This window comes from Paraliobacillus sediminis (genome assembly GCF_003426055.1).
On record NZ_QJSI01000001.1, the window covers coordinates 1,155,954 to 1,181,366 of the forward strand.

At 34.0% G+C, this 25,413-nt stretch carries 27 protein-coding genes and 1 pseudogene; 25 read left to right on the forward strand and 3 right to left on the reverse strand.

Annotation, left to right across the window (positions count from 1 at the left end):
* The first annotated feature begins 52 nt into the window (after positions 1-52).
* From D2K60_RS05055 to D2K60_RS05065, 3 genes are all read left to right on the forward strand, one after another.
* Positions 53-355, forward strand: a complete 303-nt coding sequence (locus D2K60_RS05055; RefSeq protein WP_117168884.1) for a hypothetical protein — start codon at positions 53-55, stop codon at positions 353-355.
* 99 nt (positions 356-454) lie between these two features.
* A complete protein-coding gene (locus tag D2K60_RS05060) occupies positions 455-724 on the forward strand; it encodes a holin (RefSeq protein ID WP_117168885.1) in 270 nt (89 codons plus the stop codon).
* Positions 725-761: 37 nt separating this feature from the next.
* Positions 762-1,586, forward strand: a complete 825-nt coding sequence (locus tag D2K60_RS05065; RefSeq protein WP_117168886.1) for a M15 family metallopeptidase — start codon at positions 762-764, stop codon at positions 1,584-1,586.
* A gap of 70 nt (positions 1,587-1,656) precedes the next feature.
* On the opposite strand, the gene D2K60_RS05070 is transcribed toward D2K60_RS05065, so the two are convergent.
* Entirely contained in the window at positions 1,657-2,280 is a 624-nt protein-coding gene (locus tag D2K60_RS05070; protein ID WP_117168887.1) for a hypothetical protein, read from the reverse strand.
* Between the two features lie 86 nt (positions 2,281-2,366).
* Between D2K60_RS05070 and D2K60_RS05075 the strand changes: the two genes are divergently transcribed.
* Positions 2,367-2,576, forward strand: coding sequence for a hypothetical protein (locus tag D2K60_RS05075; RefSeq protein WP_117168888.1), 210 nt, complete (start codon positions 2,367-2,369; stop codon positions 2,574-2,576).
* A 125-nt stretch (positions 2,577-2,701) separates the two neighbouring features.
* Here D2K60_RS05075 and D2K60_RS05080 read toward each other — a convergent pair whose 3' ends face one another.
* The gene (locus D2K60_RS05080) at positions 2,702-2,911 is read right to left on the reverse strand and encodes a hypothetical protein (RefSeq protein WP_117168889.1); all 210 of its coding nucleotides are present in this window, start codon (positions 2,909-2,911) and stop codon (positions 2,702-2,704) included.
* Between the two features lie 152 nt (positions 2,912-3,063).
* On the opposite strand from D2K60_RS05080, the gene D2K60_RS05085 reads away from it, so the two are divergent.
* The 3 genes from D2K60_RS05085 to D2K60_RS05095 all read left to right on the forward strand — a co-directional run bounded on the left by D2K60_RS05085 (position 3,064) and on the right by D2K60_RS05095 (position 5,890).
* Positions 3,064-3,264 carry a hypothetical protein gene (locus tag D2K60_RS05085; RefSeq protein ID WP_117168890.1) on the forward strand — a complete coding sequence of 67 codons (201 nt, stop codon included), beginning with the start codon at positions 3,064-3,066 and terminating at the stop codon, positions 3,262-3,264.
* Positions 3,265-3,382: 118 nt separating this feature from the next.
* Positions 3,383-4,426, forward strand: coding sequence for a nucleoid-associated protein (locus D2K60_RS05090; RefSeq protein ID WP_117168891.1), 1,044 nt, complete (start codon positions 3,383-3,385; stop codon positions 4,424-4,426).
* A gap of 24 nt (positions 4,427-4,450) precedes the next feature.
* On the forward strand, positions 4,451-5,890 hold the full coding sequence (locus D2K60_RS05095; RefSeq protein ID WP_117168892.1) for a hypothetical protein: 1,440 nt from the start codon (positions 4,451-4,453) through the stop codon (positions 5,888-5,890).
* 63 nt (positions 5,891-5,953) lie between these two features.
* On the opposite strand, the gene D2K60_RS05100 is transcribed toward D2K60_RS05095, so the two are convergent.
* Positions 5,954-6,295, reverse strand: coding sequence for a YolD-like family protein (locus D2K60_RS05100; protein ID WP_117168893.1), 342 nt, complete (start codon positions 6,293-6,295; stop codon positions 5,954-5,956).
* Between the two features lie 483 nt (positions 6,296-6,778).
* On the opposite strand from D2K60_RS05100, the gene D2K60_RS05105 reads away from it, so the two are divergent.
* From D2K60_RS05105 to eno, 18 genes and pseudogenes are all read left to right on the forward strand, one after another.
* Complete coding sequence (locus tag D2K60_RS05105) at positions 6,779-9,151, forward strand: S8 family peptidase (RefSeq protein ID WP_117168894.1); 2,373 nt, start codon at positions 6,779-6,781, stop codon at positions 9,149-9,151.
* A gap of 199 nt (positions 9,152-9,350) precedes the next feature.
* Positions 9,351-9,518, forward strand: coding sequence for a hypothetical protein (locus tag D2K60_RS20595; RefSeq protein WP_162880706.1), 168 nt, complete (start codon positions 9,351-9,353; stop codon positions 9,516-9,518).
* Positions 9,519-9,768: 250 nt separating this feature from the next.
* Positions 9,769-10,087, forward strand: a pseudogene (locus D2K60_RS05110) (NAD(P)H-dependent oxidoreductase); the annotation flags it as partial.
* A gap of 118 nt (positions 10,088-10,205) precedes the next feature.
* A complete protein-coding gene (locus tag D2K60_RS05115) occupies positions 10,206-10,715 on the forward strand; it encodes a YehS family protein (protein ID WP_117168895.1) in 510 nt (169 codons plus the stop codon).
* 70 nt (positions 10,716-10,785) lie between these two features.
* The gene (gene sspO / locus D2K60_RS05120) at positions 10,786-10,935 is read left to right on the forward strand and encodes a small acid-soluble spore protein O (protein WP_117168896.1); all 150 of its coding nucleotides are present in this window, start codon (positions 10,786-10,788) and stop codon (positions 10,933-10,935) included.
* A 153-nt stretch (positions 10,936-11,088) separates the two neighbouring features.
* Complete coding sequence (locus tag D2K60_RS05125; RefSeq protein WP_117168897.1) at positions 11,089-11,778, forward strand: response regulator transcription factor; 690 nt, start codon at positions 11,089-11,091, stop codon at positions 11,776-11,778.
* A gap of 1 nt (position 11,779) precedes the next feature.
* On the forward strand, positions 11,780-12,784 hold the full coding sequence (locus D2K60_RS05130) for a sensor histidine kinase (protein ID WP_117168898.1): 1,005 nt from the start codon (positions 11,780-11,782) through the stop codon (positions 12,782-12,784).
* 107 nt (positions 12,785-12,891) lie between these two features.
* Positions 12,892-13,575, forward strand: coding sequence for an ABC transporter ATP-binding protein (locus tag D2K60_RS05135; RefSeq protein ID WP_117168899.1), 684 nt, complete (start codon positions 12,892-12,894; stop codon positions 13,573-13,575).
* Complete coding sequence (locus tag D2K60_RS05140) at positions 13,572-16,157, forward strand: ABC transporter permease (RefSeq protein WP_117168900.1); 2,586 nt, start codon at positions 13,572-13,574, stop codon at positions 16,155-16,157. Before D2K60_RS05135 ends, D2K60_RS05140 begins: the two co-directional genes overlap by 4 nt.
* Before the next feature lie 223 nt (positions 16,158-16,380).
* Positions 16,381-16,545, forward strand: a complete 165-nt coding sequence (locus D2K60_RS20600; protein ID WP_162880707.1) for a hypothetical protein — start codon at positions 16,381-16,383, stop codon at positions 16,543-16,545.
* Positions 16,546-16,677: 132 nt separating this feature from the next.
* On the forward strand, positions 16,678-16,866 hold the full coding sequence (locus D2K60_RS05145) for a hypothetical protein (RefSeq protein WP_117168901.1): 189 nt from the start codon (positions 16,678-16,680) through the stop codon (positions 16,864-16,866).
* 146 nt (positions 16,867-17,012) lie between these two features.
* A complete protein-coding gene (locus D2K60_RS05150; protein ID WP_117168902.1) occupies positions 17,013-17,969 on the forward strand; it encodes an L-lactate dehydrogenase in 957 nt (318 codons plus the stop codon).
* Positions 17,970-18,317: 348 nt separating this feature from the next.
* The gene (locus D2K60_RS05155; RefSeq protein WP_117168903.1) at positions 18,318-19,346 is read left to right on the forward strand and encodes a sugar-binding transcriptional regulator; all 1,029 of its coding nucleotides are present in this window, start codon (positions 18,318-18,320) and stop codon (positions 19,344-19,346) included.
* Positions 19,347-19,376: 30 nt separating this feature from the next.
* The gene (gap, locus tag D2K60_RS05160; protein ID WP_117168904.1) at positions 19,377-20,378 is read left to right on the forward strand and encodes a type I glyceraldehyde-3-phosphate dehydrogenase; all 1,002 of its coding nucleotides are present in this window, start codon (positions 19,377-19,379) and stop codon (positions 20,376-20,378) included.
* Positions 20,379-20,565: 187 nt separating this feature from the next.
* On the forward strand, positions 20,566-21,756 hold the full coding sequence (locus tag D2K60_RS05165) for a phosphoglycerate kinase (protein WP_117168905.1): 1,191 nt from the start codon (positions 20,566-20,568) through the stop codon (positions 21,754-21,756).
* A gap of 42 nt (positions 21,757-21,798) precedes the next feature.
* Positions 21,799-22,557, forward strand: a complete 759-nt coding sequence (tpiA, locus tag D2K60_RS05170; protein WP_117168906.1) for a triose-phosphate isomerase — start codon at positions 21,799-21,801, stop codon at positions 22,555-22,557.
* A complete protein-coding gene (gpmI, locus tag D2K60_RS05175) occupies positions 22,554-24,092 on the forward strand; it encodes a 2,3-bisphosphoglycerate-independent phosphoglycerate mutase (protein WP_117168907.1) in 1,539 nt (512 codons plus the stop codon). The genes tpiA and gpmI overlap by 4 nt, the downstream gene beginning before the upstream one ends.
* 27 nt (positions 24,093-24,119) lie before the next feature.
* Positions 24,120-25,412, forward strand: coding sequence for a phosphopyruvate hydratase (gene eno, locus D2K60_RS05180; protein WP_117168908.1), 1,293 nt, complete (start codon positions 24,120-24,122; stop codon positions 25,410-25,412).
* The last annotated feature ends 1 nt before the right edge of the window (position 25,413 follow it).

Sequence of the window (25,413 nt, forward strand, 5' to 3'; positions counted from 1 at the left end):
TCAAGTGAGGTGCTTTTTATTTACCAAAAAATAAAAGAACAGAGGGGGGAGAATGACAGTGGAACTAGGTACCTTAATATCAATCGGATCTGCTCTTATAGCAATATTAAGTGTTATTATCGCTTATCTTACTTATCAATCAAAGAAAACAAATTTAACAAAAAGCGATACGAAAGAAAACGCTGAGGTTAAAGCGGGATTAGATTATATCCGAAAAGGTGTAGATGATATAAGAATTGATTTAAAAGCAAATGAAAAGCAAATTAACCATTTATCTGAGCGAGTAACTAGGGTAGAAGAATCGAGCAAACAAGCACATAAGAGAATTGACAAAATCAGTCCAGAGAAGGGCTGATTTTTTATTTGTGTGTGAAATTTCAGTTTGTCTAATAGTTTGTGAATCCAATCAGTCAAGCTACTTTTACAATACATATATTGAAAGGAGGTGAAGGAGTTGGAACAGGTATTAATTTTCGCTACAGTATTATTGCCAATCGTAACAGCGCTAGTTGAATTGGTTAAAAAAACAGTCAACTTACCAAAAAACATTGTACCTGCAGTAAGTTTCGTTGTAGGTATTGCAATTGGTGCAGTAGCTTATCCGTTTAGTGATCTTGATCTAATCATGCGCCTATGGGCAGGTGGTTTTGCAGGGCTAGCAGGAACAGGATTGTTTGAATTAGCAGTAAACAAAAGAGAAGGAAACACGAAGGATGCCGAATAGGTGTCCTTTTTAATTTAATTAAAGGGAGAGATTTATAATGAAAGTATCATTACAAACTTTGTTAGATCGATCGATTAAAAATATTGGTGATTCACACGCAGTTGTTACAGCTGCAGCACTAGAATTAATTAAACTTGCTTACAGAGAGGGTATTTATGTACAGATTTCAGAGGGATATCGCAGTAACGATAGTCAGACAGATTTATACAATCAAGGGCGTACAACTAGCGGTAACATCATAACTAATGCTAAAGCAGGTCAATCTAAGCATAATTACGGGTTGGCTGTTGATTATTTTCTTGTAAGCGATGATGGCGAAGATGCTATTTGGGATGTAAACTCTAAATGGAAACGTGCAGCTGCAATCGCCAAATCATTAGGTTTTGCGTGGGGTGGAGATTGGACAAGTTTCAGAGACTATCCGCATCTTGAAATGACTGGTGGTTTATCGTTATCACAATTACAAGCAGGAAAGAAACCGAACCTTAAATCTAAATCAAGTAATACTCCTGATAGCAATAAAAAAGCTAATTTAAAAGTTGATGGAGTACCAGGCAAGAATACGATTAAATCATTACAATTAGAGTTAGGCACGACAGCAGATAGCTATATTAGCGATCAAGTGCACAATCAAGCTACAGATGCATTTGTTAGTGGTATTAAGTTTGGTGCTGGTAAAAAAGGCAGCCTAGTTGTAAAAGCGTTGCAAGAGTTAATCGGAGCAAAACAAGATGGGTTGTTAGGACCTAATACAGTTGGTAAGCTACAAAAGTATTTAGGCACCACTTACGATAAAGTTATCAGCGATCCATCGGCTATGATTAAAGAATTACAACGTAGATTAAATAAAGGTAAACTATAATAAAATAAGTCCCCAAAATTGGGGACTTAAAATAAAAGATATAACTCTAGCAATCTATTATTTTATTAAATTAAAAACATTGTTTTTTAACAACGCCTAAACTAAATAATTCAACCCAATGTTTTACATACTCACCTGGAACTGCTCTTTTGGTTACGTTCATAGCCCTTTTAATAGCCTTTGCTCTTCCATAACCTAAATTCCTTTGGTGTTTATACGCATTTATAACAGTTTTTGCTACAACTTTAGTGCCACCCATTATTTTGACGGCCTTTTTAATTTTCAATATCTTACTCCAAGGTAGAGCGTTCATTGCAATTGCTTTTGCAATCCCCCATACACATCCACCAACACTTGCCATTTGTATAAGGTTTTTATTAGTAACGTCCTTTAATTCTAAGTATTCTCCATTAGCAACAAATTCCTGATTTGCAAAAGTCTCACCTTTATTATCATTTAACCAAATCACACTTTCATTAATACCATTTTCAGCGATCTCTTCAGGAAGATCTTCAATTAAAGTTAATATATCTAGACTTGCATCAATATCCTGAAGTTCGTTTTCTAAAATTTCTTCCTGCTCATTACTTTGAACAACACCACTTTTTGCTTCTGCTACTGATGGTCCGACAGATGCTACAATTAAAGTTGCGCAAATAAGACCTGTAAAAAATTTTAAAACTTTTTTCTTCAAAACGATTCCTCCTATGAAATTTATTTAGTATAATAAGTATATTACCATATAATTCTCAAAAATTGTATATTTAAGGAGATGTTTTTTTGGAAAATTTAACATTTAATATAGTAGTTTTTATAATCGCAATTCTGCTTATTGCATTTATTGCTTCACAAAAAAAATTACAGAGAAAAAGAGAATCAATAGTAATTATAATAGGGGTAACAGCAATGGTACTTGTTAGTAATCCTCTTATTTGGATTCCTATTTGGCTTGTTTTAGTTATATACTTACTAGTTAAAAAAACTACTTGAACAATTGTGATAAAAATAAAAGCCCTCACGCTTTGTGGGGGCTTAATTTATTAGTTTTTTATAATCGGCAAGTATATATGAAATTATATCATTCTAACTCATTCCATATAATTTTGATTTAATAATCATTCCAATTCCTTCAACGATTTTTCTCTTTCAATTATAAGCCTTTTTAATTCCTCTAAATCTTCTTGTTCTGCGTGATTTCTAATGAATGATCTTGCAGATCTTTTATAATTATCTATTGTGGTTTTTTTACGATTCTTTTGTTCCCAATTTCTTGATGCCTTCAATTGTGATGTAGATGTTCCTTTATTATCGTTTTGATCGCTCATTTTCTAATCGCTCCTTTTCTTTTAATAATTTTCTTTTTGTATTTAATAAGACTCTTTGGCTACACAAATATGAACATTACGTGTCAATATATGTATAAAACGATATTTTTCACCAAATTCATGCTAATCTTGAAAAAAGTGAGGTGATAATAATGAGATATGAATTACTAAGCACAGAATTTGACGAAGAAGTAGGCAAACGAATTATTAAAGTACATGACATCGAAGATGATTTTACATATATTTATTACGAAGATGAAGTTAAAGAGTTAGACATTCCTGGATTAAAAAGTTTTATTCAAGAAAAATTAGAAACAATTAACACTGGTGTTTATGATGTTCCGATGCCCTAAAGAAAAAAGCCTTACCAATTCGGGTAGGGCTTTTTTTGTCGAAAAAATGAAAAAATGCAGGTAAATAGTCTTGCAATATTGAATATGTTATATATAAGTAATTAGAGGAGGATTTTTTATGCCAACAGTAACAGATATGAGAATAAGGAGAATGGCTATTAATGTAATAGACTTAGATGCTCCTAATGCACAGTATTCCAAAGAACTATTCCCGCTAGGTGAAGGCAGTGAGGTTATAGATAGCTTCTTTAGAACTCATTATTCCGATACTAGACACGGAAAATATACAAAGGCTTGCCACTTTTTTGATAAAGATGCAACTGTTAAGACTAAAATTGAAAGGTTTGCTGAGACAGATACCAATGATGCTTTCTTACAGTTATCTAAGGAATTAACAATTAATTTATTTAAACTTATGGACGATTCATCTTCAACCAGTAGTGGAACATTTTTTGTGTTTGAAGTAAAGGTGGGTGATGATGAAGAATGCATTTTTCTTATAAAGTTAGATCCTAAACAGGGTGTTCAAATCGATACGACTACTCTAACTGTAAAAGTATTAGAAAACATGTTGCCCGATTCGAATGAACGGGTACATAAGTGTGCAATCATAAGGTATAATAAGAGTGAGAACTTAGAAGCTGATTTGTTTGTTATGGATAAGCAACAGAAAGAAGGAGAACCAGCTAGATTTTTCATTAATAAATTTTTGCAGGCAGAGGAAATTCTTAATGATAAGATCATGACTAGACACTTAATAATTGAAGCAAAGAATAAAATAGCAGAGGCCTTTCCCGAGGTAGATATTAACAAAATACATCAATCTATTGATAGAGAGTTTTCAAATGGTTCGCATATAGAAATGAATGTAGCTATAAAAAATATTATAAGTGATTATGTGCCAATTGAACAAGAAGATAGGGAATTATACATAAATAGTATGTCAAAAGATTTTGTGGAAAATTATTTAATAAAGTATCCAGACCATCAAACAGCATTTAAAATAGAGAGAAAAGACAATATCATAGTCTTCAAAAGTGATAAAAATCAATTGTATTTTAGATATAATAAAGGTATTAAAGCTAAAGTAGATGTAAATGTTGATGAAAAAGGAGATACGTTAATTAAAATTGATAAAGCTTTGAATTTCGAAAGGATCTAAAGTAAAAAAGGGGGATTGCCTTAAATGTCTATCGTAAAAATATTAGATGCTTATGAAGAATTTCAAGCAATCCTTTTTGAAGTGGGTAATGAAGGACAGGTTAATGATTCATTAACTGACGTTAATATTGAAATGAAAAAAGATATTAGCTTAGAACTTTTAAGAAAATTAAGCGGTTTAGTTAAAAATTTCGAGGTTTTGTGCAATCCATTCCCTGATGATTGCGATGTAATTATTGATGATTTAATAAATGGAGAACGAGAGATTAATGATATTGAAAGCATTTCAATTCTTCTTGAAAAAAATTTTTTTGTTGATGATATAGGTGAATTAGATTATTATTTCTTTGATTTCAGATCAGCTCTTAAATCCATTGAGACAATAGGTAAAAGTAAAAATGGTAATAAAATCAACATAGGAATACCTTCTAATGAATTTATTGAAACTGATACTTTAGTTTTTATTTCGTTGAATAAAGAAACCAATTTGTCAAAAATAAAGAAGATTTCTATAGATTCGATTATTGATGAAAATATTAATTTTTACTTATCTAATAACAAAAAATCTAATCATAGTTATTATTTTAATCCTTATTCATTTCTAATTAAAGAAGTAAGCTATGACGAAACCCCTTTTGTAAAGTCAGTAAAGATGTATTTTTACAATACGATGCTTGATTCTCTCTCCGACAAAAAAGAAGATAGTTTGTTTATATTAAGAGGAGAAAAAAGTATATCAATATTAATTGATAATGATTTCCAAACTGACAATTATCAAGACTTTATTAAAATATTTAGTTTCTTAGTATCAGTTCAGAAATATACGGAAAAGTATATTATTATAAAAAAGGTATTCTCATTGTATATATTGAATAAAGAGGATATAACGGCTTTAGATCAAAAATTACCTGACATAAGAAAGACTATAAATCATTATTACGATCATTATATTGAAGATAACATTAAAGATTTTTTTAGGACAAAAGACCAGCTTTTAAAAGAGGCAATGAATGTTTCAAAAGTTATATATGAGCAAACTGATAAAATAAATACTTCCATAGTTGCATCGCTACTTTCCATAATTATAATTTTTGTAACAACATTGTATAGAACTATGGCTGATATAACTTTAACCTACTTTGCATCAATTTTAATAATTTTTGTTGTTTTTTCTTTAGTGTACTATTACCTAATGAGTAATTCCTCTGAAAAAAGATACAAACTAACGAAAAAACAATTTGAACATTTTATAAATGAAGTTGCCTTGATACAAGGGAAAGAAATAAAAAAATTGAAGTTTACTTATTTAGATGCTCCTTACGAAGAATTAAAATCCACATTAAAAAAATTATTATATTTTTTAATAATAATTAACGTATTAATAATTGTAAGTTTTATTATTTTCTTATTTAATAAAGTTGATATGTTGATGTTACTTGTTAAAATTATTTACTGGCTTTATTAAAAATGAAAAACACTTTAATATTCCGTCATTAGCCTAAAAAGCCTTACCAATGTGGTATGGCTTTTACTGTAAGGAAATATCAACTATATCCTGAATGTTTAAGAACTCTAAACCGTCCGCAACATCAACTTCAATTCGATTACGATCAAGTAGCTTGATAATAAAACCTTCTATTGTATTAATCCGTTTTTTTTCATAATAGAGTATATCTACTTTTAGACTAAATTCCATGGCTTCCTGAATCACTCGTTGCATTTCTTCTAATTTATCTTCCCCTATAATAGGTTTCTCTACATCGTTCATTTCTTCTTGCCCAGCTCTCAAAACAGCAACGTGTTCAGGTAACATCATACGACTTGATTCCCACATAAGATTAGATCCAGGTGTTAGTTTATTTGGCTTCATTTTTACACTCCTTTATAAAGAACGTTCGTTCTTATTATATGTGTCTAGTATAAAGAAATGCAAACTAATTTATTGGATAGAATAGAAAATTAATCTAATGATAAATAAAAAAAGACAGTCGGTTGACTGTCCTCATAAATTGCAAACCAAATTGCAAACGCGAACGTAATAAAATTATGATAAATCATGATAAGCTTTATAGTGTTTTACCTTGATAACACTAAAGATTAGAAAACTCTGATATGCTTTAATATGTGCCATATTGGTTTCCGGTACCAAGGGTCGGGGGTTCAAATCCCTCCGAGCGCACTAACGTAAACACAGTAATAGCAAGGGTTCCGCTAGTTGGGAGTCCTTGCTATTTTTTTGTTTGTAATTATGATCAGACAATTTTAGTCATTCTACTACATTATTTAAATTGCAATCCGATTACTATAGTATATTCATAATATAAGGTTAATAACAGAGGGGAAGTTTCACGAGATGATAACACAATCTATTAAACTTATTCTTATTGCTACTGTATGTCTACTTTTTCCTATAGTGATAAGTGCTGAAGAAGAATCAGAAAAAGTAATCGTTTTATTTAAAGATGATATAAATGAAGAAGTAATAGAAAATGCTACGGGTGAGATTAGTAGAGAAATTGAAAATGTACCAGCAGTAGCTGCAACGGTTCCTACTAATGAAATGGGAGAAATAGAGAATAATCCTAATGTTATAGCTGTGGAGAAAGATATTACTTTTGAGATAAAAGGTCAAACAGTTGATTGGGGAATAGAACGTGTAAACTCTCCAAAAGCTTGGTTAACGAATCTCAATGGAAAAGGCGTTAAAATTGCTATATTAGATACTGGTATTTCTGTGCATGAGGACTTAACTATTGCTGGTGGGATATCTCTAACAAGCTATACATCTTCATATGCTGATGACAATGGTCACGGTACCTTTGTTGCTGGAATTATAGGGGCAAAGAATAATAATATTGGTACTGTTGGAGTAGCGCCTGAATCAAGTATATATGCTGTAAAGGTGGCGGATAAAGCGGGAGATGCTTATTTGTCTGATATACTAGCTGCTATTGATTGGTCAATGGAGAATCAGATGGATATTATAAACATGAGTTTAGGAGCTACTAGTGATTCCTTTATTTTAGAGGAAGCGGTAAATAATGCGTATCAAAATGATATTCTTGTTGTTGCTTCAGCTGGAAATGATGGTTTAGGTGATGGTTCTGGAGATGCGGTTACCTATCCTGCTAAATATGATTCTGTAATAGCTGTTGCAGCAACTGATAAAAACGATCAAAGAGCTAGTTTCTCTGCAACAGGCTCTACAGTTGAAATTGCAGCGCCTGGGGTTAGTATTATGAGTACAGGGTTAAAAAACGCTTATGGACTTATGGATGGAACATCGGCAGCTGTACCATTTGTTGCTGGAAATTTAGCGTTATTAAAACAACAGAATGAAACATTAGCTGCGCATCAATTACGTTCTAAACTTCAAGAAAATAGTATTGATTTAGGTGATAACGGAAGAGATAATGCCTATGGATATGGATTAACACAAGCACCTAATGAGCAAGTTGAATTACAGGAAAATCTTTCAGGGGTAACATTAAAAAGTCCAACGTATGTGTATGATAGTTATGGAAATCAGTTGAAAACTTATTCCAAAGGGAAATCAGTTAAATATAAGTCTTTTTCAAATGACTGGAATGAAGCTATTGTATATATAGATGGCAAAGCTACAACAGGATATTTTAAAACAAGTGATGTAGAAGATATTAATACAGGAACTATTTCACTAAAAGGTGTAGGATTAAAAAATAGAACCAATGTGTATGCTTCAGCATCTACAGGGTCAGAAGTGTTAAAGTCATATGCCCAAGGAAAAACATTATTGTATCAAACATTTTCTAGCGAATGGTATCAAGCTGTTGTATATATAAATGGAAAAGCAACTAGTGGATATATAAATAAAGCGGATGTAGAAGGAATAACAGATAATCCAGAATCACTTCGAGGTATAGGGCTTAAAAGTAAAACTAATGTTTATACGCTAGCTTCTACAGGCTCGAAAGTGTTAAAGTCTTATGCCCAAGGAAAAACATTGTTGTATCAAACATTTTCTGGCGACTGGTACCAAGCAACAGTGTTTATAAATGGGAAAGCAACTAGTGGATATATAAATAAATCGGATGTAGAAGGAATATCAGATAATCCGGAAGCGCTTCGTGGCATAGGAATGAAAAATAAAACCAATGTTTATACGCTAGCTTCTACAGGCTCGAAAGTATTAAAGTCTTATGCCCAAGGAAAAACATTGTTGTATCAAACATTCTCTAGTGACTGGTACCAAGCAATTGTATATATGAATGGTAAGGCAACTAGTGGATATATAAATAAAACGGATGTAGAAGGAATAACAGATAATCCGGAAGCGCTTCGTGGTATAGGAATGAAAAATAAAACCAATGTTTATACGCTAGCTTCTACAGGCTCGAAAGTATTAAAGTCTTATGCCCAAGGAAAAACATTGTTGTATCAAACATTCTCTAGTAACTGGTACCAAGCAATTGTATATATGAATGGTAAGGCAACTAGTGGATATATAAATAAAACGGATGTAGAAGGAATAACAGATAATCCGGAAGCGCTTCGTGGTATAGGATTAAAAAACAGAACCAACGTTTATACATTAGCAGCTACAGGTTCCAGTGTTTTGAAGTCCTATGCCCAAGGTAGTACGTTACTATATAATACGCATACTCCTAGTTGGTATCAAGCAATTGTATATGTGAATGGTAAGGCAAATACTGGTTATATAAATAAGTCCGATGTTCAAACAAATTAATTTTAAGCGTGATATATTAAAGGATTCCAATAAAAAAGGATTCCTTTTTTTGTATATGTGTTAAAATTTTAAATAGGTAGAGTTAGGAAAGATAAATGACTAGTATCACACTAAACGTAACCTATAAAATAACAGAAAAGAATAGATTTCATATTATAACAAAGCGGTTACCGTAAATCTGTAATAGGAAGGTGATGACGTGAATAAGCAAGAGAGGGAAGCTATCTGTCTTCTATTATCAAAACATACAGCAAAATCCTATTTTTATTATAGTAATTTATCAGATAAAAGGTTGTTAAAAGCGCTACAGGGATTTAAAGGACAGATGGTCAATAATAGCGCAGGAGAGGTGAATGAAACTGACTAGAATAAAATGAATAAGAAGAATTCGATATTTAAACGTACAACCATGTCTATCGACTAGTCTACTTTATGCCTATCCTTATCAATGTAACTTCCACTGATAGTGTTATCAGTAATATTAAAAAGACTTCGTATAACCTCACAAGCTAATGCAACAAAATTAGGTAGTATAAATACTCTCACATGTTTCTCCTTTTGATAATTGCTCACTCCTAACCCCAAATTCTACCAAATCTAATTAAATCCATGTAACTATTTTATTTTCCCCGCCTCCCGCAATGCTAATGGGTTATATAGACCAACTATTTGCATCAAATTTTGCTTATATAGATAAGATAGGGCCCCATCCCAAAAGGTCTTTTGAAAGGAAAGTCTGTTGTAAGTGTGTCGACTATGAAAGGTCCAGCTTATTATCCATTGTTATGGTTGAATAATGCACATAAGATTCTGATGAAAAAAGCTCTATTTAATTTTGTCGGAATTAAGAAAGTGAAATTCTTTGAATTCGGAAATAGGGAAAGTGAAAACGGAAATCAAAAGAAAAAGTTAGAAAAGACGTACCATCACTTTTAAAAAATAAACCATTGATGCAGCCTTTTTTGCAACAGAATAGAAATTAATGCATTATATAGTTGAAAGCATTATACTAATAATTAATCTGTGAAATAGGAAAAGCTATTGGAGGCTAACGATGAATAACAACGATATATTAATAAGACTAAGATATGCGCTAGATATAAAAGATACTGATATGGTTGAGATATTTGGATTGGGTGGATTTAACACAACAAAAGAAAACCTGCAAAAAATGTTGACCAAACTAAAAAGTACGGAGACAGAAACCGATGAGTTTGGAGAGAATAAATACGTTGAAGAATGTGATAACAATATGTTAGATTCCTTTTTAGATGGATTTATTATATTCAAGAGAGGAAGACAGAATTCAAAATCTGCTGAGCCTCAGAAACAGAATCTGAATGATCGAAGTGTTAACAATATCTTGCTTAAGAAAGTTAAAATTGCACTTTCACTTACAAGTGAAGACATACTTGATATTCTGGATGATGTAGATGTGAATTTATCAAAAAGTGAATTGAGCGCAGTTTTGCGAAAAGAGGGCCATCGGAATTATAAAGAATGTGGTGATAGATATGCCAGGAATTTTCTGAAAGGTTTGGCATTAAGATATCGTGCGTCATAGACTTTATCTATAAATTGGTAGTAATAATAAATCTTTTTGCTAGCAAAATAACCTATGGAGGTGATTTGCGATGGTAAAAAAGAATATAGAAAAAAAGGGCGTTAGTGATGAACAGGCAATTAGAGGTACAATGCCTACAGAATTCGATCATGAATTTGCTAATGAACCACTAACACCGATGGAAAAGCAAAATAATAAAAAGACTAAAAAACGACAATAACGGATCAGAAAAAGCATTCTTCTTAATGAGGAATGTTTTTTTATTGATATTTCATAATATAAAAATAAACTTTGACGAACTGCATGACTATCCATATGATTAAAGGACATGAACATGTCTGGAGAATTTATTGGAGAGGATATGGTGAGATAGGTGAAAATTTTAATGGTGGAAGATGATAAAACAATTGCTTCAGCTCTAGAATATACGTTACAACAAGATGGTTATCATACCATTCTTTGTCAGGATGTAGCGCGAGCTAAAAAAGTAATTGATAAACAATTAGGTGAGATAGATTTATGTTTGTTTGATTTATCTTTACCAGATGGTAGTGGATATGAATTATGTGAATTGGTCAAAAAGCGCTCTGATAAACCAGTTATCTTTCTGACGGCATTTGATGATGAGGTGAATGTTGTAATGGGACTTGATATGGGTGCGGATGATTATATTATAAAGCCATTCCGTATTAGAGAGTTATTATCACGTATTAAGTCAGTATTGCGTCGTCATCAGAAGCAAGCACAAACTAAATCCAATCCGGTTATCATGGTCGAGAACATTCAGATAAACACGTTAGAAGGTAAAGTGTTTAAGAATGGGGAGGAAGTATTTGTAACCGCATTAGAATATCGACTATTTTTAATCTTTGCAAATCATATTGGACAGGTATTAACGAGAAGCCAACTGCTAGAGCGGATTTGGGATGTTGCTGGAGATTTTGTTAATGACAATACCTTAACAGTCTATATTAAACGACTTAGAGAAAAACTAGAAGATGATCCACAAAGGCCCTCACTCATTAAAACCATTCGTGGTATGGGCTATAAGGTCGGTGATTAATATGTTGCGAAATAAAGAGATACGCTATTTTTTAATTGCCATCTCTGCAATAAGTATCCTAGCTATAGGATTAGCAACAGTCATGTTATCTTTTGAAGGTGTCCTATTTATTGTTATAGTGTCTGTTTTATTTATAAGTTGCAGTCTATTTTTCACTAAATGGCGTTATCAAGAAATTGAGAAGCTTTCCAGTTATTTAAGACGTATTACAAATGGAGAATATAGTCTGGATGTGCGAGATAATTATGAAGGTGAACTAAGTATATTAAAAAGCGATATTTACAAGGTAACCTTAATGCTGTCTGAACAAGGTTCCCTTTTGAAAGAAGATAAAATTAAATTAACCAATGCGATTTCTGATATTTCGCATCAACTTAAAACACCACTAACATCAATGATGTTGATGGCTGATTTATTAAGTGATCAGGAACTTAATGGATTAAAAAGAGTGGAGTTCACACGGAATATTCGTGTCCAATTAGAAAGAATGGACTGGCTTGTGTCTACCTTGTTAAAGCTATCAAAAATTGATGCAGGAACGGTCGTGTTTAAACAAGAAACATTCCCAGTATTTCAATTAATTCAAAAGGCTTTGGAACCTGTGCTGATTCCAATGGACATAAAGCAACAAACGATCAAGTTAGATAAAGATGAATCGGTATTATTAATTGGTGACTTTAACTGGACCTCAGAAGCACTTATAAATATTTTAAAGAACTGTGTTGAGCATAGTGGAAGTGGTGGGACGATTAAAATTAATTATTTAGAGAATCCACTATACACAGAAATAATGATAGAAGATGACGGAAAGGGTATTGCAAAAGAAGATCTTCCATACATTTTTAAACGATTTTATAAAGGTAAAAACGCTAGTGAGGATAGTGTCGGCATTGGTCTTGCAATGGCTTATAGTATAATCACCAAGCAACACGGTGATATTCAGGTTTTTAGTGATACAGGAAAAGGAACGCGTTTTCAAATTAAATTTTATAAACAAGTAATCTGATCTGCATTAATTAACGTTAGGTGACTAAACTGTCACTTTTTAAGTCACTTTAGCGTCACTTTAGTTAGATATTCTATATGTAGGATAAAAATTATGGAGGTTAAATAATGAATAGCTTACAAATAAAAAATCTTTCTAAAGTATATGGTAAAGGTGATACAGCTGTTAAAGCACTGGATGACGTTACTTTTTCTGTTGAAAAAGGTGAATTCGTCGTGATCATTGGCCCGTCTGGTTCTGGAAAGTCAACGTTATTACATCTGTTGGGTGGTGTTGATAGACCATCAAGTGGCAAAATATTTGTTGATAACACGGATATTTATGATTTAGATGAAACGCAGTTAGCAATTTTTAGACGGCGTCAAATTGGCTTAATCTATCAATTTTATAATCTAATTCCTATTTTAACTGTACAAGAGAATATTACCTTACCACTTCTATTAGATGGGCAAAAGGTAGACGATAAGCAACTCAATAATATCGTCACTAGTTTAGGGTTAAACGATCGGTTAGACCATTTGCCAAATCAACTTTCAGGTGGACAGCAACAACGGGTATCAATTGGACGCGCTCTAATTAACAACCCCGCGATTATTCTGGCTGATGAACCTACAGGGAATTTAGATAGTAAGAATAGTAACGAAATAATGGAACTCTTGAAGATGTTTAATAAAACATATAATCAAACACTGATTGTGATTACCCATGATGAACGAATTGCCGCTCAGGCTGATCGAGTTATATCAATAGAAGATGGCAGGATCGCTAAGGACGAGGTGGTTCGTTTATGAACATCATCAACAAACTGACACTAAGACATTTAAAGCAGAATAAGCGTAGAACACTTGTGACGATTTTTGGTGTAATTATCTCAGTAGCAATGCTGACTGCTGTTGCCACGCTGGGTGTGTCTTTTATGGACTTAATGAAAAGACAAGCAATTGTAACAGAGGGCGAATGGCATGTTCAATATAAAGATGTAAACCTAGCACAAATAGAGGCAATTAAAGAAGATGACGCAACAAAAGAACTAATTATTTCAGATGATCGTGGCTATGCAAAATTAGAAGGTTCAGAAAATAAAAACAAACCGTATCTATTTATTAAACAATATAATGAAAAGGGTTTGACTAATTTTCCGATCGAATTAAGTGAAGGGCGTCTACCGAAAGCGAAGAATGAAATTGTTTTATCAGAAGAAATTCTCAACAATACTTCTGTCTCTTATGAGATAGGTGAACAGCTAACACTTGAGGTTGGCGATCGATATTATGGTGATGAAGAAAAAAAACTGACGCAAATTGATCCCCTTCAAGATGGATTAGAAGAGGGTGTAAGGGAGACAATAGAGAATAAGACTAGTGAAACGTATACGATTGTTGGTTTGATCGAACGGCCAACATGGGAGTCAACTTGGTCGCCAGGTTATACGATGATTAGCTATCTAGAAGAAAGTGAATTAACAAGTTCATCTGCAGTTAATGGTGTTGTCGTTTTAAATAAGGTCAATCGATCTATTTATGACCATGCCCAAGAGGTAGCAGATCAAAATAATATTAAAAATATTAACTATAATACTGAATTGCTCCGGTACTATGGTTTATCAAATGATGATAATTTACAACTCACATTATATTCTTTAGTGGGGATTATCATGGCAGTTATTATCGTTGGTTCTGTTTCCTTAATTTATAATGCATTCGCTATAAGTGTTTCAGAACGATCAAGACACCTAGGAATGTTATCAAGTGTAGGAGCTACAAAAAAACAAAAGAGAAACTCGGTATTTTTTGAAGGTGCGGTAATCGGATTAATTAGTATTCCACTTGGTATTTTTGCCGGTCTTGTTGGAATGATGGTTACGTTCGCTTTCATAAATACATTTCTTGAAGGTGCATTGAATGTTTCTGGAAAACTCCAGGTTGTTGTGACTCCAAGTTCGTTATTAGTCGCGGTGGGTGTATCGATCCTAACCATCTTCATTTCAACTTATCTACCAGCTAGAAAAGCGTCGAAAATTTCAGCAATTGATGCAATTAGACAAGCGCAAGATGTCAAATTGTCTAAAAAGGCTGTCAAAACACCAAAAATTGTCCGTAAAATATTTGGTGTTGAAGCGGAAATAGGATTAAAAAACTTAAAAAGAAACAAAAGAAGATATCAAGCTACCGTGTTTTCATTAGTGATAAGTATTGTACTATTTTTATCTGTTTCTTTTTTCACAACAAATTTAGAAAAATCAGTTGAACTATCACAAGATTCTATCAATTACGATATTACAGTGGGTGGTGGGAATCTCGATGAAGAGAAGATAGCTTTATTAACTGGTCTTGATTATGTAACAGAATCTAGTTCAATTAAAGAATTATATCTAAATGCTTGGATTGATCAGTCAGCCCTCCCTGAAATATTGCAAAAAGAAGTGGATGAGAATAACAGTATCCTTAAGGACGGGAAATACCCTTATAATATTGAGTTAAAAGGACTTGATGAAAAGACCTTTCAATCCTATCTAGAAAAAATAGGTGGTGAGATAGAAGAGTTCACAGATACGGCTAACCCAACAGCGATTGTCGTTAATAAAATTATCTATCAGGAAATTAACACAGGTAAAATCATAGAAGCGGATGCAATAAATACAGAAATAGGAGAAACAATCGATCTACATCAGATGGACTATGAAACAGAAGAAGAAGAATTTATTAAGGGCGTTAAGATTGGCGCGATAACGGAAGAGCTGCCGATGGGAGTCAGTTTAGTTGGGAATGGTGTCTTATCTATGATTGTTCCAAAGGACATGATAGATTATCTAATTGGGGAACAAATAGAAAATGATGCAGTATCACAATCGGTCTTTATCAATAGCTCTGATCCAATAGCGACACAAGCAGCAATAGAGGAAGTTGGATCAGATTTGTATGTGTATAATGTTTACCAGTCCCAGCAACAAAACAAACAGATGATTTTACTGCTGTCTGTTTTCATCTATGGCTTTATTAGTTTGATTTCTTTAATCTCAATTGCGAATATCTTTAATACGATCTCAACAAGCATTTCACTTCGTAAGCGTGAATTCGCTATGATGAAATCAGTTGGTATGACGCCAAAGGGTTTTAATAAGATGATTCATTTTGAAAGTATATTTTATGGGATCAAGGCTTTGTTATATGGATTACCTATTAGCGTAGCAATAATGTTCTTGATTCATAGGTCAACACAACAATCATTCGAGTACGAATTTACGCTACCATGGCTGGATATTGTAATTGTAACAGTGGCGATTTTTATTATCGTAGGGTCAGCGATGTTATATGCCATAAGTAAAGTAAAGAAAGAAAATATTATAGATGGTTTAAAACAAGAGAATATATAATTGTTGTAAAAGATGAGCGTCTACTATTATTTAGCGCTCATTTTTTAAATTTACCCGAAATTCATTTTTGATAGATGATGAATAGCTTCTTTACAGAAAACACCACATTATAAATCATAAACCTGCTATTTAAATGTTTTACAATGTGGCGTTTTGGCTATTTGCTTTCTTCAAAAAAAGAAAGTATAAATAAAGCAATATCCTTGAAAGGAGCCTACTAACCATGCAAATTGATAAGCTTGCTTATAACGAATTAGCAGTAAAATTAAGGCAACAAGAACAAACAATTGCACAATTGGTTACGATTGTTGCTGCAACAAATCGTAGGTTAGAAGAAATGGAACGACAAATAAAAAGTTTTGACCAATTAACAGCTACATCATGCTAAATTTCGTGTGCGGATAAAAGTATTTAAACTTTTCATTTTTATTTTGATCAATATCGTATATAATAATGTAGTTACAATATAAAGTTTATGTAAATTTTTATTTATTTGAACAACTAACATGGGGGTGTGTGGATGAAGTACATGTATTGGGTATTAATTTCACTACTTATTTTTTGGGAAACAGATGCCTTACAGGATATCTATGCATTTTCGGTTATATGGCAGTATGCTGCAAATATTTTACTTGTAGGATATTTTGCTTACCTTTTAAATATATCGATACCATACCGAAAAGCGACGCAACTGTTAAGATTGCAATAAATAGTAAAGTTCTGTCTATAAACACGCACATATATATATAATATGTGTGTTTTTTTGTATACAAAAAGACAACATAACTTATAACCGTAAAGGATAAGGTAATATATAGAAAGAAATGATAGAATAGGTAGTAAGGAGGGATGAAAATGACAATAGGTCAATCAAAAACTAGGAAAGTCGTTATTATCGGAACTGGATTTGTAGGGGCGAGTTATGCATTTGCATTGTTAAATCAAGGTATTGTAAATGAACTTGTCTTAATTGATTTAAACATGGAACGTGCTGAAGGGGAAGCGCGTGACTTAAATCATGGTATGCCATTTGGTTCACCGATGAAAATTCGTGCAGGAAATTATTCAGAATGTAAAAATGCAGATATGGTGGTTATCACGGCTGGTGCAAATCAGGGACCAGGTGAAACCCGTTTGGACTTAGCAACAAAGAATGCAAAGATTATGAAAGGCATTGTTACGAATATCATGGACAGTGGATTTACAGGAATTATGTTAGTTGCTACAAATCCAGTGGATATTTTAAGTCATGTTGCACTTGAGGTATCTGGATTGCCGAAAGAAAGAGTAATTGGTTCAGGAACTATATTAGATACAGCACGCTTTCGCTATTTGCTAAGTGAGTATTATCAAGTTGATTCACGCAATGTGCACGCTTATATTATGGGTGAACATGGCGATTCAGAATTACCAGTTTGGAGTCATGTCCAAATTGGAGGTGTGCCACTTATGAGATATGGTAAAATAGCATCTATTGAAGAAGATAAAGATATGCAAAGAATCTTCGAAAATGTTAGAGATGCAGCTTATCATATAATCGAAAGAAAAGGTGCTACCTATTATGGGATTGGTTTAGGCTTGGCTCGTTTAACGAAGGCAATACTTTATAATGAGAACTCGATTGTGACGGTCTCTACATTATTCCAAGGTGAATATGGGATTGAAGACGTCTATCTGGGTGTGCCTGCAGTTGTAAACGAATATGGTGTTAGAGAAATGCTTGAGTTAAACTTAAATGAAACGGAGTTAAAGCAACTACATGATTCCGCAAACATTCTAAAAGATATGACGAAAAAAGTTATGCCTCATTAGTATTTAGTTCCTCTTCTTAAGGAGAGGAACTTTTTCTGTGAAAGATAGTTCCTACTGCAAAGTGGGACATAATATAAACGAAGTTATGAAATTGAGCTACATTTTGATTGCCACGTACCTAATACTAAAGTCAAACAATTGCGAAGTGTCGCATTTCAATAAAGATCTTCGCATCACGTGAAAGAAAAAAGATATGAATTAATTGTAAAATAGCTATAAATTAGTTGAGTAAAGAAAAGATATCTGCTACAATAATGGTTGTAAAGGAATTTTTTTGCTGTATGCGGGACGCGATATGGCTAGCAGGGACGTTTTTATCCCTAACCATATCAGAAAAGGAGTTAAATCATGAGAGCATTACTTGATCTTCAAAAGAAATTATTTCCTGATTTACTCGATGTTATGCAGCGAAGATATAAAATTCTACACTACATTCAATTGATGGAGCCGATTGGGCGTCGCAGTTTGGCTGAACATATTGAGATGAAAGAAAGATTTGTGCGAAGCGAAATTGATTTTTTGAACAAACATGTTCTTATTGACGTAACACCAAAAGGTATGTGTATTACGAAAGTCGGTAAAGATGTTCTACACCAATTAGCAAACTTTATGAGTGAGCTTTCAGGATTTAGTGTAATAGAACAACAGATTAAGGATACATTACACTTAGACCATGTTATAATTACACCTGGTGATAGTGATGAACATGAGTGGGTCAAGCAAGAATTAAGCAAGACAGCAGTCGATTACTTGCAATCAATCATACAAGTTAATCAAACCATTGCCGTAACAGGCGGGACATCAATGGCTGCAGTGTCAGAAATGATGAGCCCATCTACATACGCCAAAAACTGCATGTTTGTGCCAGCACGTGGTGGACTTGGTGAGAGAGTAGAGAACCAAGCAAATACAATTTGTGCAGAGATGGCTAAAAAGGCAAAAGGTGAATATCGATTGTTGTATGTGCCGGATCCATTAAGTGAAGAATCTTATCAGTCAATCATTGAAGAGCCTTCTGTAAAAGAAATTTTGCGAATTATTCGCCAAGCTGACGTTGTCATGCATGGTATAGGCGATGCTTTAACGATGGCGAAGAGACGTAAAGCCTCAGAAGATGTTTTACATAAGATTGAAGCGGGTAAAGCAGTAAGTGAGGCTTTTGGTTACTATTTTAACGATGTGGGTGAAGTAATCCATAAAGTTCGAACAGTTGGTATGCAATTAGAAGATTTGTCTAAAATAAATTGTGTAATAGCTGTTGCAGGTGGTAAATCAAAAGCGAAAGCAATTTATTCGTATTTTAAACAAGGTAAAAGCAATGTATTAATTACGGATGAAGCTGCTGCAATGGAGTTGATAAAGGGATTTTCCCTTTAAATATATAAGCAATCACAAGGAGGAAACAAGATGACAGTAAAAGTAGGTATTAATGGTTTTGGTCGTATTGGCCGTTTAGCATTTCGTCGTATCCAAGAAGTAGAAGGTATTGAAGTGGTGGCTATCAACGATTTAACAGATGTTGATATGTTAGCTCATTTATTGAAATATGATACAACACAAGGACCTTTTAAAGGTGAAGTAGCTGTAAAAGGTGATCACTTCACTGTTAATGGTAATGATGTTAAGATCCTATCAAATCGTAACCCAGAAGAATTACCATGGGGAGATTTAGGCGTAGAAATCGTATTAGAATGTACAGGCTTCTTTGCTACTAAAGAAAAAGCTGAATTACACCTTAAAGGTGGAGCGAAGAAAGTTGTAATCTCAGCTCCAGGTGGTAATGACGTTCCAACTGTTGTATTTAACGTAAACCACGATATTCTTAAAGGTGACGAAACAGTTATCTCAGCAGCTTCATGTACTACAAACTGTTTAGCTCCTATGGCTAAAACATTAAATGATGAATATGGTGTTGTCCAAGGTTTAATGACAACTATTCACGCATACACTGGTGATCAAAACACATTAGACGCACCACACCCTAAAGCCGATTACCGTCGTGCACGTGCAGCGGCTGCTAACATTATACCAAACACAACTGGTGCTGCAAAAGCAATCGGCCTAGTTATTCCTGAATTACAAGGTAAATTAGACGGTGCTGCTCAACGTGTTCCTGTTGCAACAGGTTCACTTACTGAATTAGTAACTGTTTTAAACAAAAATGTAACAGTTGATGAAGTTAATGCAGCAATGAAAAAAGCAGCTGACGAGTCATATAGTTACAATGAAGATATGATCGTTTCTTCTGATATTGTTGGAAGCACATATGGTTCTATCTTTGATGCTACACAAACAAAAGTTATGGATATTGATGGTAAACAACTAGTGAAAACTGTTGCTTGGTATGACAACGAAATGTCTTACACTTCACAGTTAGTTCGTACACTAGAATACTTCGCAAAATTATAATTTTTAAAAAAGTTTAGCTCGAATCCTATTATCATTATGTAGGTCAGAAAGCGGGAAGCCACACGCGCTTCCCGCTTTCTATTTTTATAAATGTTAATTGGAGCAATCTTTCGATAAATAACACAGAAATGAATTATTGTATAGCTAGCTATACTCGTTTGTTTTTTGAAAAATGGAGGATTATAAAATGGTTAAAAAAATTGTTACTGACTTAGACGTTAAAGGCAAAAAGGTATTAGTACGTGCTGACTTTAATGTACCAATGAAAAATAATAATATTACAAATGATAATCGTATTGTTGAAGCATTACCAACAATAAAATACTTAGTTGAACAAGGTGCGAAAGTAATTGTCTTCTCTCACTTAGGTAAAGTAGCTGAAGAAGCAGATAAAGACGGTAAGTCATTGAAACCTGTTGCAACTCGCTTAGGTGAATTGTTAGGTAATGATGTAACATTTGTACCTGAAACACGTGGAGAAAAATTAGAAAAAGCTATCGATGCATTATCTGATGGTAATGTTTTAGTTTTCGAAAATACACGTTTTGAAGATATTGATGGTAAAAAAGAGAGTAAAAACGATCCGGAATTAGGAAAATATTGGGCTAGTTTAGGCGACCTATTTGTCAATGACGCTTTTGGTACTGCTCATCGTTCACACGCATCAAATGTAGGGATTGCATCTAACATTGAAACAGCAGCTGGATTCTTAATGGAGAAAGAAATTAAGTTTATTGGTGAAGCTGTTGACAATCCAGTTCGTCCTTTTGTTGCTATTCTAGGTGGCGCAAAAGTTAGTGATAAAATTGGTGTGATTGAAAACTTACTTAAAAAGGCTGATAAAGTTCTTATTGGTGGTGGTATGGCTTATACGTTCTTTAAAGCACAAGGTAAAGAAATTGGTAAATCATTATTAGAAGCAGATAAAGTTGATTTAGCAAAAGACTTACTTGAGCGTGCTAACGGTAAAATTGTATTACCAGTAGATAACTTAGTTGCAGATGATTTTTCAAATGATGCTAATATCTCAGTGGCATCATCAGGCGAAATTCCTGCTGAATTAGAAGGTTTAGATATTGGACCTGCAACAATTGAGCTATTTAAAAAAGAATTAGCTGGAGCAAAAACGGTTGTTTGGAATGGCCCAATGGGTGTGTTTGAACTTTCGAAATTCGCTGGTGGAACAATCGGTGTTTGTGAATCAATCGCAGCTTTAGAAGACGCTACAACAATTATTGGTGGAGGAGACTCAGCAGCTGCTGCAATGGATTTAGGTTATGCTGATCAGTTCTCACATATCTCTACTGGTGGCGGAGCTTCATTAGAGTATCTTGAAGGAAAAGAATTACCAGGATTAGCATCAATTAACGATAAATAATTTTTATCTAATCTGGATTAAATGACAGAGAGGGAGCATATTATGCGTAAAAATGTAATCGCAGGTAACTGGAAAATGAATAAAGTAGCAGCTGAAGCAGAGAAATTTGTTGCTGATACGAAAGACAAAGTACCAAGCACAGCTAAAGTTGAATCTGTTGTATGTGCACCTTTTCTATATCTACAATCACTTGTAAAACAAAGTGAAGGAACTGATTTGAAAATCGCTGCTCAAAACATGCATTATGAAGAAAATGGCGCGTTCACAGGAGAAGTAAGTCCGTCTATGCTTAAAGACATTGGTGTAACTTACGTTGTATTAGGACACTCTGAACGCCGTGAACTTTTTGCTGAAACAGATGAAACGGTTAATAAGAAAGCACATGCTGCTTTTAAACATGATTTAACTCCAATTGTTTGTGTTGGTGAAACATTAGAGCAACGTGAAAGCAATCAAACGATGGATGTTGTTTCAGAACAAGTGAAAAAAGGATTAGCTGGACTAACAGACAATCAAGTGAAAGCTACAATTCTTGCTTATGAGCCTATCTGGGCTATCGGAACTGGTAAAACAGCGTCTTCTGAGCAGGCAAACGAAGTATGTACACACATACGTAAAGTAGTAGCAGAAACATTCTCAACTGATGCAGCAGAAGCTGTTCGTATTCAGTATGGTGGTAGTGTTAAACCAGCAAATGTTGATGAATTATTAGCACAATCTGATATTGATGGCGCATTGGTTGGAGGAGCTAGCTTAGAAGCCGATTCCTTCTTGCAATTAGTGGAGGCTGGTGCAAAATGAGTCAAGACAAATTAGCTGCTCTCATTATTCTTGACGGATATGGACTTCGTGATGAAGAAAAAGGGAATGCAGTAAAACAAGCAAAAACACCTAACTTTGATCGATTTTATAATAAGTACCCACATAGTCAATTGATTGCTAGTGGAGAAGAAGTGGGTCTACCTCCTGGTCAAATGGGTAACTCAGAAGTTGGACACTTAAACATTGGTGCTGGTCGTGTTGTATATCAAAGTTTAACACGTGTTAACTTATCGATTCGTGAAGGTGACTTTTTTGAAAATAAAGTGCTCTTAAAAGTAGTTGAACGTGCCAAAGCAGCTGACAAACCATTACATGTATTTGGTTTATTGTCTGATGGTGGCGTACACAGTCATATTGAACACTTATATGCCGTACTTGAGCTTGCAGCTAAAAAAGGTGTTAAAAAAGTTTATGTACATGGATTTTTAGATGGACGCGATGTCGGTCAAAAATCTTCAAAAAAATACATTCAAGCAGCTGAGGAAAAAATGGCTGAACTTGGTGTAGGTGAATTTGCAACGATATCTGGTCGTTATTATTCAATGGATAGAGACAAACGCTGGGATCGTGTAAAAAAATCATATGATGCAATGGTTTATGGTGATGGCCCTACGTATCAAAATGCATTAGATGTTGTTGAAGATTCTTATGCAAATGAGATTTATGACGAGTTCGTTTTACCTTCAGTTATAACAGATGAAAATGGTGAAGCGAAAGGGAAAATACAAGATGATGATTCAATTATCTTTTATAACTTCCGTCCAGATCGCGCGATTCAAATTTCTCGTACATTTGCTAATGAAGATTTCAGAGATTTTGATCGTGGAGAGAAAGCGCCGAAGAACGTTCACTTTGTATGTTTAACAAACTTTAGTGAAACTGTTAACGGTTTTGTTGCTTATGAACCGGTTAATTTGGATAATACTGTTGGTGAAGTTTTAGCTCAAAATAACTTAAATCAATTACGTATTGCTGAAACAGAAAAATTTCCACACGTTACATTCTTTATGAGTGGTGGACGTGAACAAGAATTTCCAGGTGAAAAGCGTATACTTATTGATTCGCCAAAAGTTGCAACATATGACCTTCAACCAGAAATGAGTGCATATGAAGTGACGGATGCTTTGCTTAAAGAACTTGATGAAGGCAATCAAAATGCGATCATTTTGAACTTTGCAAATCCAGATATGGTTGGTCACTCAGGTATGCTGGAACCAACAATTAAGGCCATCGAAACTGTTGATGCGTGTCTTGGTAAAATTGTTGATAAGATTATTGAAAAAGGTGGTCAAGCGATCATTACTGCTGATCATGGTAACTCAGATGAAGTTGTTTCAATGGATGGAACGCCAATGACAGCACACACAACTAATCCAGTACCTGTAATCGTTACTAAAGAAGGGGCGACGTTGCGTGATGGAGGTATCCTTGCTGATTTGTCACCAACATTGTTAGACTTACTTCAGGTTGAAAAATCAAAAGAAATGACAGGTACTTCTTTAATTAAAAAATAAACGCTAGAAGAAAAAGGAGAAAAAAATATGCCATTTATTACAGATGTTTATGCACGCGAAGTTTTAGATTCACGAGGTAACCCAACAGTTGAGGTTGAAATTTATACAGAATCAGGCGCATTTGGTTCTGCATTAGTACCAAGTGGTGCTTCTACTGGTGAGCACGAAGCAGTAGAATTACGTGACGGTGACAAAGATCGTTATTTAGGTAAAGGTGTTTTAAAAGCTGTACAAAACGTAAATGAAGTACTTGCACCAGAATTACTTGGTCTAGATGTAACACGTCAAGTTGTTATTGATGCATTATTACTTGAACTTGATGGTACTGACAACAAAGGTAAATTAGGAGCAAACGCTATTCTTGGTGTATCAATGGCTGCTGCACGTGCAGCTGCTGACCACTTAGGTGTTCCTCTTTACACTTACTTAGGTGGATTCAATGCTAAAACACTTCCAACACCAATGATGAACATCTTAAATGGTGGGGAACATGCGGATAATAACGTTGATATTCAAGAATTTATGATTATGCCAGTAGGAGCTCCTACTTTCCGTGAAGCATTACGTATGGGTGCTGAAATTTTCCACACTTTGAAAAAAGTATTAACTGCTAAAGGGTATAATACGAGTGTTGGTGATGAAGGTGGATTCGCTCCTAACCTTAAGTCAAATGAAGAAGCACTTTCTACAATCATTGAAGCAATCGAAGCTGCTGGTTACAAGCCAGGAGAAGAAGTTCAACTTGCAATGGACACTGCATCTTCTGAGTTTTATGAAGATGGTAAATATAACCTTAAAGGTGAAGGTGTTGTCCGTACTTCTAAAGAAATGTGTGATTGGTATGAAGAAATGGTTAACAAATACCCAATCATCTCTATTGAAGATGGTTTAGATGAAAACGACTGGGAAGGTCACAAAATGCTTCAGGAACGTATTGGTGACCGCGTTCAATTAGTAGGTGATGACTTATTTGTTACAAATACAGTTCGTCTTGCTAGAGGAATCGAAGAAGGAGTAGGAAACTCTATTCTTGTTAAAGTGAACCAAATTGGTACACTTACAGAAACATTTGAAGCAATCGAAATGGCTAAACGCGCTGGTTACACAGCTGTTATTTCACACCGTTCTGGTGAAACAGAAGATTCTACAATTGCTGACATAGCTGTTGCAACAAACGCGGGTCAAATCAAAACAGGTGCACCGTCTCGTACAGACCGTGTAGCTAAATATAACCAACTTCTTCGCATTGAAGATGAACTAGTTGGAACAGCAATTTATGCTGGTAAAAATGCTTTCTATAACCTTAATAACAACAAATAAG